General features: G+C 69.0%; 13 protein-coding genes. All 13 read left to right on the top strand.

Annotated elements, in window-relative coordinates:
• Positions 1–195 precede the first annotated feature (195 nt).
• The 13 genes from HWX36_RS23780 (at position 196) to HWX36_RS23720 (ending at position 16,825) form a co-directional block, all read left to right on the top strand.
• Positions 196–1,167 carry a universal stress protein gene (locus HWX36_RS23780; RefSeq protein ID WP_175955315.1) on the top strand — a complete coding sequence of 324 codons (972 nt, stop codon included), beginning with the start codon at positions 196–198 and terminating at the stop codon, positions 1,165–1,167.
• An 18-nt stretch (positions 1,168–1,185) separates the two neighbouring features.
• Positions 1,186–2,166 (top strand): quinone oxidoreductase, encoded by a 981-nt coding sequence (locus tag HWX36_RS23775; RefSeq protein ID WP_175955314.1) that lies wholly within the window; start codon positions 1,186–1,188, stop codon positions 2,164–2,166.
• Between the two features lie 10 nt (positions 2,167–2,176).
• Entirely contained in the window at positions 2,177–3,025 is an 849-nt protein-coding gene (locus HWX36_RS23770; protein WP_175955313.1) for a TauD/TfdA family dioxygenase, read from the top strand.
• 114 nt (positions 3,026–3,139) lie between these two features.
• Positions 3,140–4,195: a 3-keto-5-aminohexanoate cleavage protein gene (locus HWX36_RS23765; RefSeq protein WP_175955311.1), complete on the top strand. Its 1,056-nt coding sequence runs from the start codon at positions 3,140–3,142 to the stop codon at positions 4,193–4,195.
• A gap of 158 nt (positions 4,196–4,353) precedes the next feature.
• Complete coding sequence (locus tag HWX36_RS23760; protein WP_175955308.1) at positions 4,354–5,682, top strand: MFS transporter; 1,329 nt, start codon at positions 4,354–4,356, stop codon at positions 5,680–5,682.
• Between the two features lie 16 nt (positions 5,683–5,698).
• The gene (locus HWX36_RS23755) at positions 5,699–6,274 is read left to right on the top strand and encodes an alpha/beta hydrolase (protein ID WP_175955306.1); all 576 of its coding nucleotides are present in this window, start codon (positions 5,699–5,701) and stop codon (positions 6,272–6,274) included.
• A gap of 316 nt (positions 6,275–6,590) precedes the next feature.
• Positions 6,591–7,757 (top strand): extracellular solute-binding protein, encoded by a 1,167-nt coding sequence (locus HWX36_RS23750; protein ID WP_175955304.1) that lies wholly within the window; start codon positions 6,591–6,593, stop codon positions 7,755–7,757.
• A gap of 49 nt (positions 7,758–7,806) precedes the next feature.
• On the top strand, positions 7,807–8,886 hold the full coding sequence (locus HWX36_RS23745) for an ABC transporter ATP-binding protein (RefSeq protein WP_175955302.1): 1,080 nt from the start codon (positions 7,807–7,809) through the stop codon (positions 8,884–8,886).
• 26 nt (positions 8,887–8,912) lie between these two features.
• Complete coding sequence (locus HWX36_RS23740) at positions 8,913–9,782, top strand: sugar ABC transporter permease (RefSeq protein ID WP_175955300.1); 870 nt, start codon at positions 8,913–8,915, stop codon at positions 9,780–9,782.
• Positions 9,782–10,714 (top strand): ABC transporter permease, encoded by a 933-nt coding sequence (locus tag HWX36_RS23735; protein WP_175955298.1) that lies wholly within the window; start codon positions 9,782–9,784, stop codon positions 10,712–10,714. The genes HWX36_RS23740 and HWX36_RS23735 overlap by 1 nt, the downstream gene beginning before the upstream one ends.
• A gap of 140 nt (positions 10,715–10,854) precedes the next feature.
• Positions 10,855–11,292 (top strand): hypothetical protein, encoded by a 438-nt coding sequence (locus HWX36_RS23730; protein ID WP_175955296.1) that lies wholly within the window; start codon positions 10,855–10,857, stop codon positions 11,290–11,292.
• Positions 11,293–12,011: 719 nt separating this feature from the next.
• Positions 12,012–13,088 carry an ABC transporter substrate-binding protein gene (locus HWX36_RS23725; RefSeq protein WP_244136502.1) on the top strand — a complete coding sequence of 359 codons (1,077 nt, stop codon included), beginning with the start codon at positions 12,012–12,014 and terminating at the stop codon, positions 13,086–13,088.
• Positions 13,089–13,132: 44 nt separating this feature from the next.
• Positions 13,133–16,825, top strand: coding sequence for a hybrid sensor histidine kinase/response regulator (locus tag HWX36_RS23720; protein ID WP_175955292.1), 3,693 nt, complete (start codon positions 13,133–13,135; stop codon positions 16,823–16,825).
• Positions 16,826–16,844: the final 19 nt, after the last annotated feature.

Here is a 16,844-nt window from a genome sequence, read left to right as displayed (position 1 = left end):
GGGTGGGCGTGGGGGAAGGATCGGCCGAACCGCGTTCGCGCGTCAATCCCCCCCGCGACGAGTGGGGCCGTCCCGGCGCCGCATCGATAGCATGGGTTCCGATGCATCACGAACGCAACGAGGAGGGGGCCATGAACATCGTATCGACCGGCACGCGGCGCGGCGCGCCGCTCGCCGGATAAGCGGAGCAGCGCGATGTATCGCCATCTGCTCGTGACGGTCGACGGCGCGCCCGGCGGCATCGACGCGATCGGCCATGCGCTCGAACTGGCGCGCGCGGTCGGCGCCCGGGTCACGTTCCTGCTACCCGGCGCCGCGCCGGACTCGCGTTTATCCGGAGCGCGGCTGCCGGAGCACGGTGCGAAAGTGGAAGCCGCCGCGCGGGCGCAGGGGGTGTCCCATGCGATCGCGGGGGCCGGCCATCCGGGGGCCGGCCATCCGGCGGCCGGCGATGCGGCGCCCGGCACGCTTGCAGCCGAACTCGGCTGCGACCTGATCGGCGTCGCGGCGCTGCCGCACGATGCCGACGCGGCGGCCCGCGCGCAACGGCAGCGCCTGCTCGCGACCAGCGGCGTGCCGGTGCTCGTGTGCACGTCGCGGCGATCGCCTGCCGAGGCGCGCGTGATGGCGCGTTGTTTCGACGCGCATCGCGCGGTCGGCGGGTTGCTGCGGGCGCTGACGGCGTCCGGCGCAAAGGCGCACGTGGGCGCGCCGCCGCGGCAAGTGGCCGACACGCAGGACGCGCTGACTCAGGACGCGCTGACCTCGCTCGGCGCATTGCAGCGCGCCCGCGCCGGCACGGCCGCCGAAGCGCGCCTCTGCGCGGCATTGCGCGTGCGCGCGGAGTGCGTCGCGGCCGAGCTGGATGAACTCGACCGCCAGCGCCAGCGCGACGCACAGGCGCTCGATGCGCTCATGCGGATCGCGTCGGACGGGCTGCCGTCGGCCGCCTTCGACGCGGCGCTCGCCCGCTATGCGCACGGCGCGTTCGAGCAGATGGGGCGGATGGAAGGCGTGATTTTCCCGGCCGCGCGGCGCTATCTCGGCGACGCGGACTGGGCCGGACTGGATGCATCGCTGGCGGACGGCGCAGCCGCGACGCCGCCACGCGCGAACGAACCGAACGAACCGAACGAACCCGACGATGCGCGACGCGCATCGGACTGACACCCTACGGAGAACGACATGGCACATGCAGTGCGATTCCACGAAACCGGCGGCCCCGAGGTCCTGCGCTGGGAGGCAGTCGAGGTCGGCGACCCGGGCCCCGGCCAGGTGCGCCTGCGGCATGACGCGGTCGGACTGAATTTCGCCGACACGTATTTCCGCAGCGGCTTGTATCCGGTGCCGCTGCCTGCCGGCCTCGGCGTCGAGGCGGCCGGCGTGGTCGAAGCGGTCGGCCCCGGCGTGACGAATGTCGCCGCCGGCGACCGCGTGACCTACACGGGCTTCCTGAACACGCTCGGCGCATACAGCACCGAGCGGCTGATCCCCGCCGCGCCGCTCGTGCGGCTGCCCGCCGGCATTTCGTGCGAAACGGCTGCCGCGATGACGATGCGCGGCCTGACGTCCGCCTACCTGCTGCGCCGCATCCACGCGTTTGCGCCGGGCGACGCGATCCTGCTGCACGCGGCCGCCGGCGGCGTCGGGCTGATCGTGTCGCAATGGGCGAAGCTGCTCGGGCTCACGGTGATCGGCACGGTATCGAGCGAACGCAAGGCCGAAATCGCCCGCGCGCACGGTTGCGACCATACGATCGACTACAGCCGCGAGGACGTCGCGAAGCGCGTGCGTGAACTGACGGACGGCGCGGGCGTCGACGTCGTGTTCGACAGCGTCGGCAAGGACACCTTCGAAGGCTCGCTCGATTCGCTGAAGCGGCGCGGGCTGATGGTGTGCGTCGGCACCGCATCGGGCCCGATCCCGCCGTTCGATCCGCAGCGCCTCGCGATGAAGGGCTCGCTGTACCTGACGCGCCCGGCGCTGGCCGACTACATCGCCGATCCGGCCGAGAAGCACGACCTGGCCGGCGAATTGTTCGCGCACGTCGCGGCCGGCCGGATCCGGATCGAGATCAACCAGCGCTACGCGCTGCGGGACGCCGCGCAGGCGCACCGCGATCTCGAATCGCGCAAGACGACCGGTTCGTCGGTGTTCATCGTCTGAGGAGACGCGCATGCGAGTCGAACCCCTGACCTGCGCGATCGGCGCGGAACTGCTGGATGTGAGCCTCGCCGACGCCGTGCACGACGACGGCCTGTTCGCCGAGATCCGCGCGCAGCTGCTCCGGCATCGCGTGCTGTTCCTGCGTGACCAGGACATCACGCGCGCCGAGCACGTCGCGTTCGCGCGGCGCTTCGGCGAGCTCGAGGATCATCCGGTCGCCGGCAGCGATCCCGAACACCCGGGGCTCGTGCGGATCTACAAGTCGCCCGACCAGCCGAACGACCGCTACGAGAATGCGTGGCACAGCGATGCGAGCTGGCGCGTGGCGCCGCCGTTCGGCTGCGTGCTGCGCTGCGTCGACGGTCCGCCGGTCGGCGGCGACACGATGTGGGCGAACATGGTGCTCGCGTACGAGCGCCTGCCGGCGCACGTGAAGCAGCAGATCGACGACTTGCGCGCGCGGCACAGCATCGAGGCGAGTTTCGGCGCCGCGATGCCGATCGACAAGCGCCTCGCGCTGAAGGCGCAGTACCCCGACGCCGAGCACCCGGTCGTGCGCACGCACCCGGAAACCGGCGAGAAGGTGCTGTACGTGAATGCGTTCACCACCCATTTCACGAACTTCCACACGCCGGCGCGCGTGCGGGTCGGGCAGGACGCGAATCCCGGCGCGGGCCAGTTGCTGCAGTACCTGATCAGCCAGGCCGCTATCCCCGAGTACCAGGTGCGCTGGCGCTGGAGGAAGAACAGCGTCGCGATCTGGGACAACCGCAGCACCCAGCACTACGCGGTGATGGACTACCCGCCTTGCGTGCGCAAGATGGAGCGCGCGGGCATCGTCGGCGACGTGCCGTTCTGAGCGCGCCCGCACCGTAACCGATCCGCAACCCTGAACGACGCGCCGGGCCGCCCGGCGCGGCGGGATACGCACGCCCGTACGCCCGAAACACAACGATTTCCACTGGAGGACGACATGCAATTTCTCGACGATTCGCTGCACCCGGAAAACCAGGACAAGGTGGTCATCACGGTCGCGCCGTACGGCCCCGAATGGATGCCGGCCGATTTTCCGGAAGACATTCCGGTGACGATGGACGAGCACGTGCAGAAGGCCGTCGACTGCTACAACGCGGGCGCGACGGTGCTGCACCTGCACGTACGCGAGCTCGACGGCCGCGGCAGCAAGCGGCTGTCGAAGTTCAACGAGCTGCTCGGCCGGCTGCGCGAGGCGGTGCCCGACATGATCCTGCAGGTGGGCGGCTCGATCTCGTTCGCGCCGGAAGGCGAGGGCGCCGATGCGAAATGGCTGTCCGACGACACGCGCCACATGCTTGCCGAGCTGACGCCGAAGCCCGACCAGGTGACGGTCGCGATCAACACCGTGCAGATGAACATCACCGAGCTGATGAACCGCAAGGACATCGCCGGCACGTCGCTGAACGAAGCCGCGCTGTGGGACGCGTACCGCGAGATGACCGTGCCGGCCGGCCCCGGCTGGGTCGACGAGCACCTGCGCCGCCTGCAGGCGGCCGGCATCCAGCCGCATTTCCAGCTCACCGGCATGCACGCGCTGGAAACGCTCGAACGGATCATCCGGCGCGGCGTCTATCGCGGCCCGCTGAACGTCACGTGGGTCGGCATCGGCGGCGGCTTCGACGGGCCGAATCCGTACAACTTCATGGAATTCGTGCGGCGCTGCCCGGACGGCGCATGCATCACGCTCGAATCGCTGATGAAGAACGTGCTGCCGATCAACACGGTCGCGATGGCGCTGGGCCTGCATCCGCGCTGCGGGATCGAGGACACGATCATCGACCAGAAGGGCAACCGGATGACGTCGGTGCAGCAGGTCGAGCAGTGCGCACGGATCGCGCGCGAACTCGGCCGCGACATCGCGACCGGCAAGGAGGCGAAGGCGATCTACCGGATCGGCGTGCAGTACGACGGCATCGACGAGACGCTCGCGCACCTCGGGATGGCGCCGAACCGCCGGCCAGGCCAGGTGAACGTGCCGCTGCGGGCCGCCTGACGCGCATCCGGGCAGGCGGCCATACTGGCCGCCGCCCGCCGATCGTTGTGGCGTGGCGCCCATCCCCGCGCGTGGCGCGGGGGATGACTCCGGTCAACGGAGCGGGGCCGCGCAAGCCGCGCCGGAGCACGACCGCTCCGGTGCCGGAGGAGACACGCATGCTGATCCATCATGTCGAGCCGTCGATGCAGGACGTCGCCGCCGCCGGCCGGCGCGCGCCCGCGTATGCGTGGCTCGTGTTCGGGCTGACCGTCGGCCTGCTGCTGTCGGACTACATGTCGCGGCAGGTGCTCAACGCCGTGTTCCCGCTGCTCAAGCACGCGTGGGCGCTGTCGGACACGCAGCTCGGTTCGCTGTCCGGCGTCGTCGCGCTGCTGGTCGGGCTGCTGACGTTTCCGCTGTCGGTGCTCGCCGACCGCTTCGGGCGCGTGCGCAGCATCGTGCTGATGGCCGCGTTGTGGAGCGTCGCGACGCTCGGCTGCGCGCTGTCGACCAACTATGCGGAAATGCTGGTCGCGCGCGGCCTCGTCGGGCTCGGCGAAGCCGCGTACGGCAGCGTCGGCGTCGCGCTGATCCTCAGCATCTTTCCGGCCCGGCTGCGCGCGACGCTGACCGGCGCGTTCATGGCGGGCGGCGCGTTCGGTTCCGTGTTCGGGATGGCGCTCGGCGGGCTGGTCGGCGCGCATCTCGGCTGGCGCTGGTCGTTCGGCGTGATGGCCGCGCTCGGCATCGTGCTGCTCGTCGCGTATCGCTGCGTCGTGACCGAACGGCGGCTCGCCGCATATCGCATCGCACCGTGCCGGCGCGACGCCGGCGCGCCGCGCGACCTGCGCGGCAGCGTGCGCGCGCTGATGTCGGGCCTGTTCGCATCGCGTTCGGTGATCTGCGCGTATCTCGGCAGCGGGCTGCACCTGTTCGTGCCGGGCGCGCTGTTCGCGTGGCTGCCGAGCTACCTGAACCGCTACTACGCGATGGCGCCCGACCGTGCGGCCGTCCTCGCGGCCGGCTTCGTGCTGCTCGCGGGCGTCGGGATGGTCGGCTGCGGAATCGTCACCGACCGCGTCGGCAAGACCGACGGCAAGCGCAAGTGGCTGACCGCGATCGCGTATTGCGTGCTGACGGGCGCGTGCCTCGCGATTGCGTTCCGGCTGCCGCCCGGGCCGCTGCAGCTCGCGCTGATCTGCGTGGGCATGCTGGTCGGCGCGGGCGCGTCCGGTGCATCGGGCGCGATGGTCGCGAACCTGACGCCGGCCGCGATCCACGCATCGGCATTCGCCACGCTCACGCTCGCCAACAACCTGCTCGGCATGGCGCCGGGCCCGCTGCTGACGGGGTGGGTCGCCGATCGCGCGGGGCTCGTCGGCGCACTGCAATGGATTCCCGTCGTGCCGCTCATGGCCGCCGTGCTGTTCGCGATCGGACGCGCGAGCTATGTGGCCGATCTCGCGCGCGTCGAACACGAACGGCGCGCGTCCTCCCTTTCCTGAATGCTTCGGAGACTGCATGACCCTGACGACCGCACCCACCATCCTGATCGTGCCCGGCTTGCGGGACCACGTCGAAAACCACTGGCAGACGCATCTCGAGCGGCGCCTGCCGAACGCGCGCTCGGTCGCACCGCTCGAAGCCGACAAGCTGAGCCGTGCCGCGCGCGTCGCGGCGCTCGAGGCGGCGCTGGCCGCGATCGACGGCCCCGTGATCCTCGTCGCGCACAGCGCCGGCGTGATGATCACGGTGCACTGGGCGCGGCAGGCCACGCGCAAGATCCACGGCGCGCTGCTCGCGGCGCCGGCCGATCTCGAATCGCCGATGCCCGCCGGTTATCCCGCGCCCGAGGCGATCGACGCGCACGGCTGGACGCCGGTGCCGACCGAGCGGCTGCCGTTTCCTAGCATCGTCGCCGCGAGCCGCAACGATCCGCTCGCGCGCTTCGAACGCGTCGAGGCGCTGGCGGCAGGGTGGGGCAGCCAGCTCATCGATCTGGGGGAGGTCGGGCACCTGAATCCCGCGTCGGGGTATGGCGAGTGGCAGGATGCCGAACGGTTGATCCGCGAAGTGGCTGCACTCGGCGCGGCCTGACTGACTGGATATTCCTGCCTTCGACGCGCCGGCCCAATCGGATACCCGGCGCGCGTCCCGTCGCCGTCTGGCCGCAATGCGGCCCTGAACCCATTCCGTCTCGCGGTCCATCGAGATACGACGTCTTAACACGCGTCGCAATCAGCGCCGGACGGCTCGCTCGCTGCAGTTGGCACACAAATCGTCAACCAACGGAAGGTTTTTGTCAGGGAAAGTCCCGCCCCGCGCGTCGTGGTTTTTTGTTGACCGACATCGTATAACGCCGTCATGATTTCCTGAAAAGAACGGTCCCATCCACCGACCGAAGTGAGGAGACATGAACGCCACCCCGATCGCTCGCCGTGTCCGCCGGATCGCACTCGCCCTGGGTTTCACGCTGTCGGCCGCGGTAGCCGTTGCCGCCCCCGTGTCGCTGAACATCGTCGATGTCGCGGGCAACCTGCAACTCACGCAGAAGGCCATCGAGGCCTTCCGGGACAAGAACCCGAACCTCGTATCGAACGTCACGTTCACGAACGCGCCCGCGCCGCAATTGCCGGGCAAGATCAAGGCGATGCAGGCGGCGGGGCGCTCCGACATCGACCTCGTGCTGACGGGCACCGACGCGCTGGCCGCCGGCATCGAACAGAACCTGTGGCTGAAGCTGCTGCCCGACGACGCGGCCGCGTTCCCCGGCGTGCTCGACAGATACGCGCCCGGCCCGCGCAAGATGCAGGATCTCGCGCAGGGCTACGGCCTCGAAGTCACCTACATGCCGGCCGGCCCGCTGCTCGAATACAACCCGGCAAAGGTCGGCAATCCGCCGAAGACGCCCGACCAGCTGCTCGCGTGGTGCAAGGCGCACCCGAACAAGCTGATCTATGCGCGCCCGGCGAATTCGGGCCCCGGCCGCACGTTCCTGATGGGGCTGCCGTACGTGCTCGGCGACAAGAATCCGCAGGATCCGATCAACGGCTGGGACAAGACCTGGGCGTTCCTCAAGGCGTTGAACGACTGCGTGCCGTACTACCCGGGCGGCACGTCGGCCGTGATGAAGGAGCTCGGCGAGGGCACGCGCGACATGACCGTGACCGTCACCGGCTGGGATCTCAACCCGCGCGCACTCGGCATCGTGCCGGCCGAGTTCAGGATTCAGGCATTCGACAACATGACGTGGGTCAACGACGCGCACTACATGGTGATCCCGAAGGGCGTGCCGAAGGAAAAGCTCGACGTGCTGTTCAAGCTGATGAACTTCCTGCTCGAACCGGCGCAACAAGCGATGACCTACGACGACGGCTACTTCTACCCGGGCCCGGCGGTGAAGGGCGTGACGCTCCAGATGGCGCCTGCGCACAGCCAGGAGGTGATCCGCAAGTTCGGCCGCCCCGAGTACGCGAAGCTGCTCGCCGATCGCCCGCACGTGCAGCCGCTCGGCGCGCAAGCGATGGTCGCCGCGTTCCAGAAGTGGGACCGCGAGATCGGTTCGCAGAAGTCGAAGTAACGCATGGACCGGCGGGCGCCGCGGCGCCCGCGTCGACGGAGTTCGCGCAATGAAGCACAGTTTCGAACGGCTGCGGCTCGATGACGTGTGCCGCAGCTTCACCAATGCGCAAGGCGCGCAGGTCGCCGCGCTGGACGGGCTCGATCTCGAGATCCGGCGTGGCGAATTCATCGCGCTGCTCGGCCCGTCGGGCTGCGGCAAGTCGACCGCGCTCAACTGCATCGCGGGGCTGCAGCCGCTCACGCGCGGCGGCATCTGGCTCGACGACACGCGCATCGACGTGCTGCCGCCCGAGCGCCGCGGCTTCGGGATGGTGTTCCAGAACTACGCGCTGTTTCCGCACATGTCGGTGCTCGACAACGTCGGCTTCGGCCTCAAGATGCGCGGCGTGCCGAAGCAGGAGACGCGGCGGCGCGCGCAGCAGGCGCTCGAACTCGTGCAGCTCTTCGGCCACGAGGGCAAGCTGCCGGGGCAACTGTCGGGCGGGCAGCAGCAGCGCGTCGCGATCGCGCGTGCGATCGTGATCGAGCCGCCGCTCGTGCTGATGGACGAGCCGCTGTCGAACCTCGACACGAAGCTGCGCATCGAGATGCGCGCCGAGATCCGCCGGATCCACACGCAGCTCGAACGCGCGACGATCTACGTGACGCACGACCAGGACGAGGCGCTGTCGATGGCCGACCGCATCGTCGTGATGAAGGAGGGCGTCGTGCAGCAGGTCGCGACGCCGAAGGACGTCTACACACGCCCGCACAACCTGCATGTCGCGCGTTTCATGGGCTATCGCAACGTGCTGCCGTTCACGCTCGAAGGGATGGCCGGCGATTACGTGAATGTCGCCGCGGGCGGGGTGCGACTCGCGGGCGTGCCGATGGCCGGCTTCGACGCCAAGGACGTCTGGGTCGCGCTGCGCCCCGACGATATCGAGCGCGCGGACGCAGGCGGCGACAACACGTTCGACGCGACCGTCGAAACCGTCGAGTACGGCGGCCGCGATTCGCTGATCCGCGCGATCACGCCGTTCGGCGCGATCTGGGCGCGCGTCGCCGGCGAATTCACGGAAGGCGAGCCGCTGCGGCTGCGCGTTGCGCCGTCACGCGCGCTCGTCTACCCGGGAGCGCCGACATGAGCGGCGCGGTTACGCCGGGAGGCCGCATGAGCACGCTCCCGGCCCGCGCGCCACGCGACGCGAAAGCCTGGCTCGTCACGCCCGCGCTCGCGTTCATCGTCGCGCTGTTCATCTATCCGTTCGCGTATGGCCTCGTGCTGTCGTTCCAGCCGATGAACGGCGGCGGCGCGCTCGCGAACTACGTGCAGTTCTTCACCGACACCGCGATGTGGCCGACCGTGCTCGTCACGCTGAAGCTCGCGGTGCCGGCGACGCTGATCAACGTCGGCATCGCGGTGCCCGTCGCGTTCGCGCTGCGCCGCCATTCGCCGTACCAGAAGTTCGTCACGACGCTGCTCGTGATTCCGGTGACGCTCGGCACGGTGCTCGTCGCCGACGGGATGCTCACGTATTTCGGGCCGAACGGCTGGTTTCCGCAGGCGTTGCAGGGGCTGCACCTGTACACCGATGAAGTACGGCTCACGCACAACTACTGGGGCGTGCTGCTGTCGCTGATCGTGTCGGGCTTCCCGTTCGCGTTCCTGCTGATGCTGTCGTACATCAGCGGCATCGACCCGACGCTCGCGCGCGCGGCCGCGACGCTCGGCGCAAACCCGTGGCAGCAGTTCCGCCGGATCTACCTGCCGCTGCTCGTGCCGGGGTTGACGATGGCCGCGTGCCTGTCGTTCGTGCAGGCGTTCTCGGTGTTTCCGTCGGCCGTGCTGCTCGGTGCGCCGGCGGGGCCCACGCGCGTGATCTCGATCGCGGCGGCGGAAGCCGCGTTCGAGAGCTACGACTATTCGCTCGCGTCGGCGATCGCGATCGTGATGGGCTTCGTGCAACTGCTGGTGGTCGCATCGATGCTCGGCGCGCGCCGCTTCTTCTATACGGGCGCGGTGACGGGAGGCAAGGGCTGATGGCGACCGACCACCATGCCGCCCGCACGTGGCCGCCGAAGCACGACGCGCCCGATGCGCGCGGTGAGCGCCCCGTCGACGCGAGGAAACCGCAGAAGATGGCAAGCCATCTCGCCGGCCGCGCCTGGAAGGCGCTCGTGTGGGGGCTGATGGCGTTCTTCCTGCTGAACGTGATGCTGCTGATCGCGACCGTCGCGGTGAACTCGGTCGCGACGCGCTGGTTCGGCACGCCGCTGCCGCAGGGCTTCACGCTGCACTGGTATGCGAAGGCATGGGAGGACTTCCAGCTCGCGAGCGTGCTGTGGGTGACCGTCGAGGTCGTCGGCGCGGTCGTGCTGCTGTCGATCGCGCTCGGCGTGCCGGCCGCGTACGCGCTCGCACGCGTGCAGTTCCGCGGCAAGCGCCTGGCGCTGCTGGTGTTCCTGCTGCCGCTGATGGTGCCGCCCGTCACGTACGGGATCCCGATGGCCACCGTGATGTACAAGGTCGGGCTCGCGGGCACGCTGCCCGGCGTGATTCTCGCGAACCTCGTGCCGGCGCTGCCGTTCGTGATCCTCGTGATGACGCCGTTCATCGAGCAGATCGATCCGAATCTCGAGGCCGCCGCGCGCATCTTCGGCGCGAACACGTGGCGCTATTTCCACCACGTGCTGCTGCCGCTGCTGGTGCCCGGCATGCTCGCGGCGGGGCTGCTCGTGCTGGTGCGCACGATCGGGATGTTCGAGCTGACCTTCTTCACCGCGGGGCCGAGCACGCAGACGCTCGTCGTCGCGCTGTATTACGCGGTGTTCTCGACCGGCGTGCGTGCGCCGCAGTCGATCGACGCGATGGCGATGATCTACATGGCCATCACGCTCGTGTGGGTCGTGATCGCGCTGCAGTTCGTGAGCCCGACGCAGCTCGTGAGCCGCGTGAAGCAGGAGCGGCAATAGGCGAGGGCCTGTTCACGCCCCAGGGCGACACACGGGCACGCGGCGCCGCTTGCGCATCCGTGCAATTGGTTACAAATGGATACCGCGCACGGCACGCGGACGTTGCAGACTACGCGGCATTCACCCGATAACGGATATCCATGAAGTTCCACACGCTGCTGACACTCGCCGGTGCATCGACGCTGCTGGCCGCCTGCAACCTGCTCCACGACGGCCCCGGATCGAGCGACGTCGACGCCGCCGTACGCCGCGCGCTCGAAGCGGAAAACCACGGCGGCCTGAACGCGCTGTTCGGCCAGCCGCTGCCGGTCTCGGCCGATGTCGTGTCGGCGAAGCCCGATGGCGACTGCAAGAAGCTCGGCGAGCGCACGTACTCGTGCGATGTCGTGGTCACGTGGCGCAACGCCGACTACAAGCCCTCGCGCGCGAACCTCACCTTCGTGAAGGCCGCCGACGGCTCGTGGCAGACCTCCGGCGTCGACGCGGCGCTCGTGACCGGCACCGCGAAGTCGCTGGTCGACGAAATCGGCAAGGCGTGGCCCGGCAACGCGGCGAGCGGCGCGTCGGCGCCGCGGTGACGTAGCCGCGTATTTCGCCGTTGCTTCCGGCACGCCGCGGACGCCGGTTTCCCCTCCGGCGATCAGGACATTCGCGCCGGACAGGCGAGCTTCCGGCCGCGTTGCAGGTCGGAAGCCGATACCGTCTTTGCAGCGGTCCCGAATCGCGTCATTGCCGCGCGTATTCATCGCGATTCGAATGCGCGAATTTCAGCAAGAAAATAGCGAATTAAAAATCGAATCGAAATTCCGAAAGCACAACGAAACACAGCTCGGCGCGACAACGTTCCTCACGCGAAGTGCAATGCCGTCAATTATCCGCGTTTATTCGCCCTCCGGCTTGCAGTCGCATTTGATGCAACCTATATATATGACTAATTGCTTCGTGCCGCGTCAGTAGTCCGGCATGGGGCGGCATGACCCGATATCAAAGAATCAAGAAACCGGCGCGAGGGGAACCCAGCATGGGCAATAGCGTGTCTGTCGCACGAATGTGTTCCGGCACCCGGTTTCCGCATGTATTGCACACGCTTGCCCGAGCCGATCGCCTGGCGTTCGCGCCGATCGTTCGATCCCTGGGCCGGCGCGGGCCGGGCTCGATGGCGCCTGCCGCCGAGCCCGGACACGGCCGCGCGATCCGCCGTCACGCGCGACGCACGACGTTGCGCCGGACCCTGACGCTCCTGGCTTGCGTCGCCGCGACGATCGGCCCCGGCGCTTGCCTCGCGGCAGAGCCCGGCGTGACCGACAGCACGATCCGCCTTGGCATGGTCAACGCGCAATCGGGCAATTCGGCGGGCCTCGGGCGCGCGCTGCTGGCGGGTGCGCAAGCCGTGTTCGACGACGCGAACGCGCGCGGCGGCGTGCACGGCAGGAAGATCGACCTGGTGGTCGGCGACGATCGCTACGAGCCCGACAGGACCATCGACAGCACGCTGGACATGATCGAACGGCGCAATGTGTTCGCGCTGTTCGGCTATGTCGGCACGCCGACGACCTCCGCGGTGCTGCCGATCATCCGGGAGGCCGGCATTCCGCTCGTCGGCCCGTTCACCGGCGCGATGGCACTGCGCAAGCCGGTGGTGCCGGAGGTCTTCAACATCCGCGCCAGCTACGATGACGAGACCCGCGCGCTGGTCGACCATTTCATCGCGCACGATGGCGCGAAACGTTTCGCGGTGTTCTATCAGGACGACGGCTTCGGGCTCGCGGTGCTGGCGGGCACGCGGCTGGCGCTGCAGCGCCATGGCCTCGACGTCGTCGCGACAGGCACGTTCCGCCGCGGGACCACGGCGGTCGACACGGGCCTCGCATCGCTGCTGGTCGGCCAGCCGGACGTCGTCGTCATGGCCGGCCCCTATACGCCGATTGCCGCGTTCATCCGCGCGGCGCGTCGCGAAGGCCTGAAGGCCCGGCTCGCATCGGTATCGTTCGTCGGCACCGACGACCTGCTGCGCCTGGTCGGCGACGAAGGGGACGGCACGCTGATCTCGCAGGTCGTGCCGCTTCCCCAGAACGACCGGGAAGTGATCCGCGACTGCGTACGGCTGATCGAGCAGCGCTTTCCGGGAGAACACGCGGGCGTGGTGCACATCGAGGGCTGCATCGACGCGAAGGTCATGCTGATCGGCCTCGAGCGGGCCGGCCCGTCGCCGACCCGGGCGGCGCTGAAGCAGGCGCTCGAATCGATCAGGCATCTCGATCTCGGCGGCCTGATCGCCGATCTGGGCGCGGACAATCACCAGGCGCTGAACGCGGTGTTCCTCTCCGAAATCGCGCACGGCCGCATCGCACCCGTGGACGCGCCGGCCAGATAACCCGCCGGATGGCCGCGCGCGGGCCGTCCCGATCCGGAGGCTGCATGGACATCAAGGCCAAGCTTGTCACCGGCACCAGCCTGATGCTGCTGGGTGCGCTGGCGATTTCCGCGGCCAGCCTGATCTCGGTGCACGGCATTGCGTCCGGCGTGCGCACGCTGACGACCGAATCGCTGCCGTTGCAGGTGCGCAGCAACGAACTCCAGCGCGCGTACGCGGAGCTGGCGGTGGATTTCAGCCGGCTCGAACAGGCGCAAGACACCTCCGAGCAGGAGCAGGCGACCGCGGAGATCGAAACGCAATTGCAGCGGACTGCCGCCCTTACGGCCGCCGTGCGCGCGATCGACGGGCACGGCGTCGACGCGCCGTCCGCCGACCTGCGCACGATGCTGCGGTCGATGAGCGAAGGCGTCGGCCAGCGTCTGCGGGACGAGGCGCGGCTGGGCGCCGAAAGCCGTCTGATCGAGCGCATCCAGACACGAGGCGACGCATTCATGGCCACGATCCGCGCCGAAACCGAACGGCTGGACAGCCGGGCCGATGCGGCGGTGAACGACGCGCTAGCGGCCAACACCGCGTACAACGGGACGATTCATGCGCTTGATCAGGTTCGCATGAACGTCAAGGACATCATCGCCATTGCCGCTCGCGTCGACGCCGCGCCGAACCGATACCGGCTCGCCCCGCTGAGGGAGCAACTGCAGGCGGCCACCGACGGTGCGCGCAATGCGCTGACGATCGCGGCGCCGAACCTCGAAGCCGCCGCGACGCAGGACGTCGCGAATACGCTCGGGCGCGTGGCGGCCGATATCCTCGACGGCAACGACGGCCTTGTCGCGCTGCGCGGCAGGATGTTCGCTCAGCCGTCCGTCGCGACGCGCTACCACGCGAGGGCGGACAAGGTCCGGCAGTCCCTCGATGCACTGGACACGAAGCTGGCGGAAATCGCCGACCCGTTCGCGTTGCGGATCGTCAAGGCGCGACAGCGTCTCGACGAAACGGTCGCGCTCCAGCGGCAGGCGGCCCGGATCCGATACCTGTCGACCGTCGTCAACAGCGGCATCAAGGAGCTGGCGGCCGATCTTCGCATGGTCGCGCAAAGCAAAAGCGCGCAACATCTCAAGCGCGCCGACGGCGACGCACGGGAGAATCTCGGCAAGCTCGCCGCCGCCGCGAGCGCGCTTCGCGATGCGCTCGTCGCCAGCGGGCAGCGCGAATCGAGCCGCGCGCAGGAGGTGATTCCGCTGGCCGCGGAACTGGGCGGTTCCGCACGCCGCATCCTCGCGGTGAGGTCGAACATGCTGTCCAACGACGCGAGCATGCAGCGCATCATCGCGGACGTGGAGACGACCGCGAATCGCCTCGCGGCCTATACGGAACAGGAGGCCGTGCGCGTCGATCTGCAGCAGCGCGGCATCGTGTCGCAGGTCAATCGCGCGGTGACGAGCGCCATCGTGATGATCGCCTCCGTGTCGTATTTGCTCGCGATCGCCAGCCTCGTGATCAGTCATCGCCTCGGCACGTCGATCTCGCGCCCGCTGGGGAATCTGACGCGCACCATGGCCCGCATCCGCAGCGGCAGCGACCTGTCCCTGCGCATGTCGCATCAGGGCCGCGACGAAGTCGCGACCCTGATCGCCGGCTTCAACACGATGCTCGACGAAATCGAGCGTCGCGACATCGACCTGCAGGCGGCAATCGCCGCGGCCGAAACCGCCAATTCGGCGAAGTCGGAGTTTCTCGCGAGGATGAGTCACGAGATCCGTACGCCGATGAACGGCGTGCTGGGCATGACCGAGCTGCTGCAACGCACGCGCCTGACGTCGAAGCAACGCAAGTTCGTCGACACCGTGTATCGATCCGGTCAGACGCTGCTCATCATCATCGACGACATACTCGATTTTTCGAAGATCGAGGCCGGCAAGCTGACGCTGGAGCGTATCGATTTCAACCTGCACCAATTGCTCGACGATGTCGTCGCGCTGCTGGAGCCCAATGCGCAGCGCAAGGAGCTCGAGCTGGTATTCCGCAAGGCGGATACCGTGCCGAAATGGATGCGCGGCGACCCGGTCCGGCTGCGCCAGATCCTGACGAACCTGATCGGCAATGCAATCAAGTTCACCGAGCGCGGGCAGGTCGAGCTGGCCGTGTCGTATGCGGACGACGGCCACGTCGTGTTCGCGATCGCCGACAGCGGCATCGGCATCGCGCCGGACGTGGCTGCGCGGTTGTTCCAGCCGTTCCAGCAGGCCGACAGCTCGACCGCGCGCAAATACGGCGGAACCGGGCTGGGGCTCGTGATTTCCCGCCAGCTGGCCGAGATGATGGGCGGCCAGCTCACGCTCGAATCGACGCCCGGCGAGGGCTCGGTGTTTACCGTGACCGCGCGGCTCGAGCCGGCGTCCGGCGTGGCCGACGTCGCGGCGGGCGCGAGGTCGTCGCTGGCGGGATTGAAGGTGCTGATCGTGGACGACAGCGAGACCGATCGCAGCGTGCTCGTCGAACATGCGATCGAATGGCAGCTGTGCGTCGCGACGGCCATCAACGGCGACGACGCGCTGTCGCAGTTGCGCTCGGCCGTCGCCGACGGCGCGCCGTTCGATCTGGCCATCGTCGACGTGCGGATGCCGGGCATGGACGGCATCTCGCTCGTTCAGCACATCCGCCACGACGCATCGCTGCGCGCGCTCAGGATCGTCACGCTGACCGCGTTCGAGATGATGGACAGCATCCAGGTCGCACGCGAACTCGACATCGACGCCCGGCTGACGAAGCCGCTCCATGGCGCGGAGCTTTATACGGCCATCGCGTCGGCGATGCACGTGAGGCCAACGCCGCTGCCGTCGGCCGCGCCGGTGTCCGACGACGCCGGGCCGGACGCGGCGCTGCCGCCCGACGCCGGATCCGCGCGCGTGCTGCTGGTCGAGGACAACATGGTCAACCAGCAGATCGCGCTGGCGATGCTGGAGGACACGGGCTATCGGGTGGCCGTGGCCGAAGACGGCCGGCAGGCGCTGACGATGCTGGCCGACGACGCGTTCGACGTGGTCCTGATGGATTGCCAGATGCCGCTGATGGACGGCTTCGAGGCGACGCGACTGCTGCGGCAGCGCGAAGCGGCGGCCGGCGCGCCGCGTCTGCCCGTCATCGCGTTGACCGCCAACGCGCTTAGCGGCGACCGCGAGCGCTGCTTGGCCGCCGGCATGGACGACTACCTGGGAAAACCGTTCCGTCGCGATGCGCTGCTGCAGGTGCTCGCGCGCCATGCCCGCGGCGCAGCGTCCGGGCCGGCAATCCCGAGCGGCGACGCAGGAACCCCGGCGGACATCGAAGCGGCCGCCGAAGCCGGCGAGGCGGCCGCCGCCGATCGGGACGGTGAAGCCGACGTGATCGACCGCAAGGCGCTCGACGCATTGCGCGCGCTTCAGCGGCCGGGCCGCCCCGATATCCTGACCCGCGTCATCGACCAGTTCACGCTGGACGCGCCGCGGCTGATCGGCGACATGCGTGCGGCCGTCGTGGCGGGCGACGCCGATGCGCTGCGGCTTGCCGCCCATACGCTGAAATCGAGCAGTGCGAACGTCGGCGCGCACCTGCTGTCGGCCCGCTGCAAGGCGATCGAGCAGCGGGCGCGCGCCGCCGACGTTGCCGCGGCAGCCGAACTCGTCGCCGGCACGGACACCGAATTCGGGCACGCGCAGGCCGCATTGACGGCGGAACGCATGGTGGAGGATTGAGCGGGCCGCCGGACGATCG

Source organism: Burkholderia sp. BCC0405 (genome assembly GCF_902833075.1).
In the GTDB taxonomy this organism is placed as follows: domain Bacteria; phylum Pseudomonadota; class Gammaproteobacteria; order Burkholderiales; family Burkholderiaceae; genus Burkholderia.
This window is presented reverse-complemented; position numbering and strand designations above follow the sequence as displayed.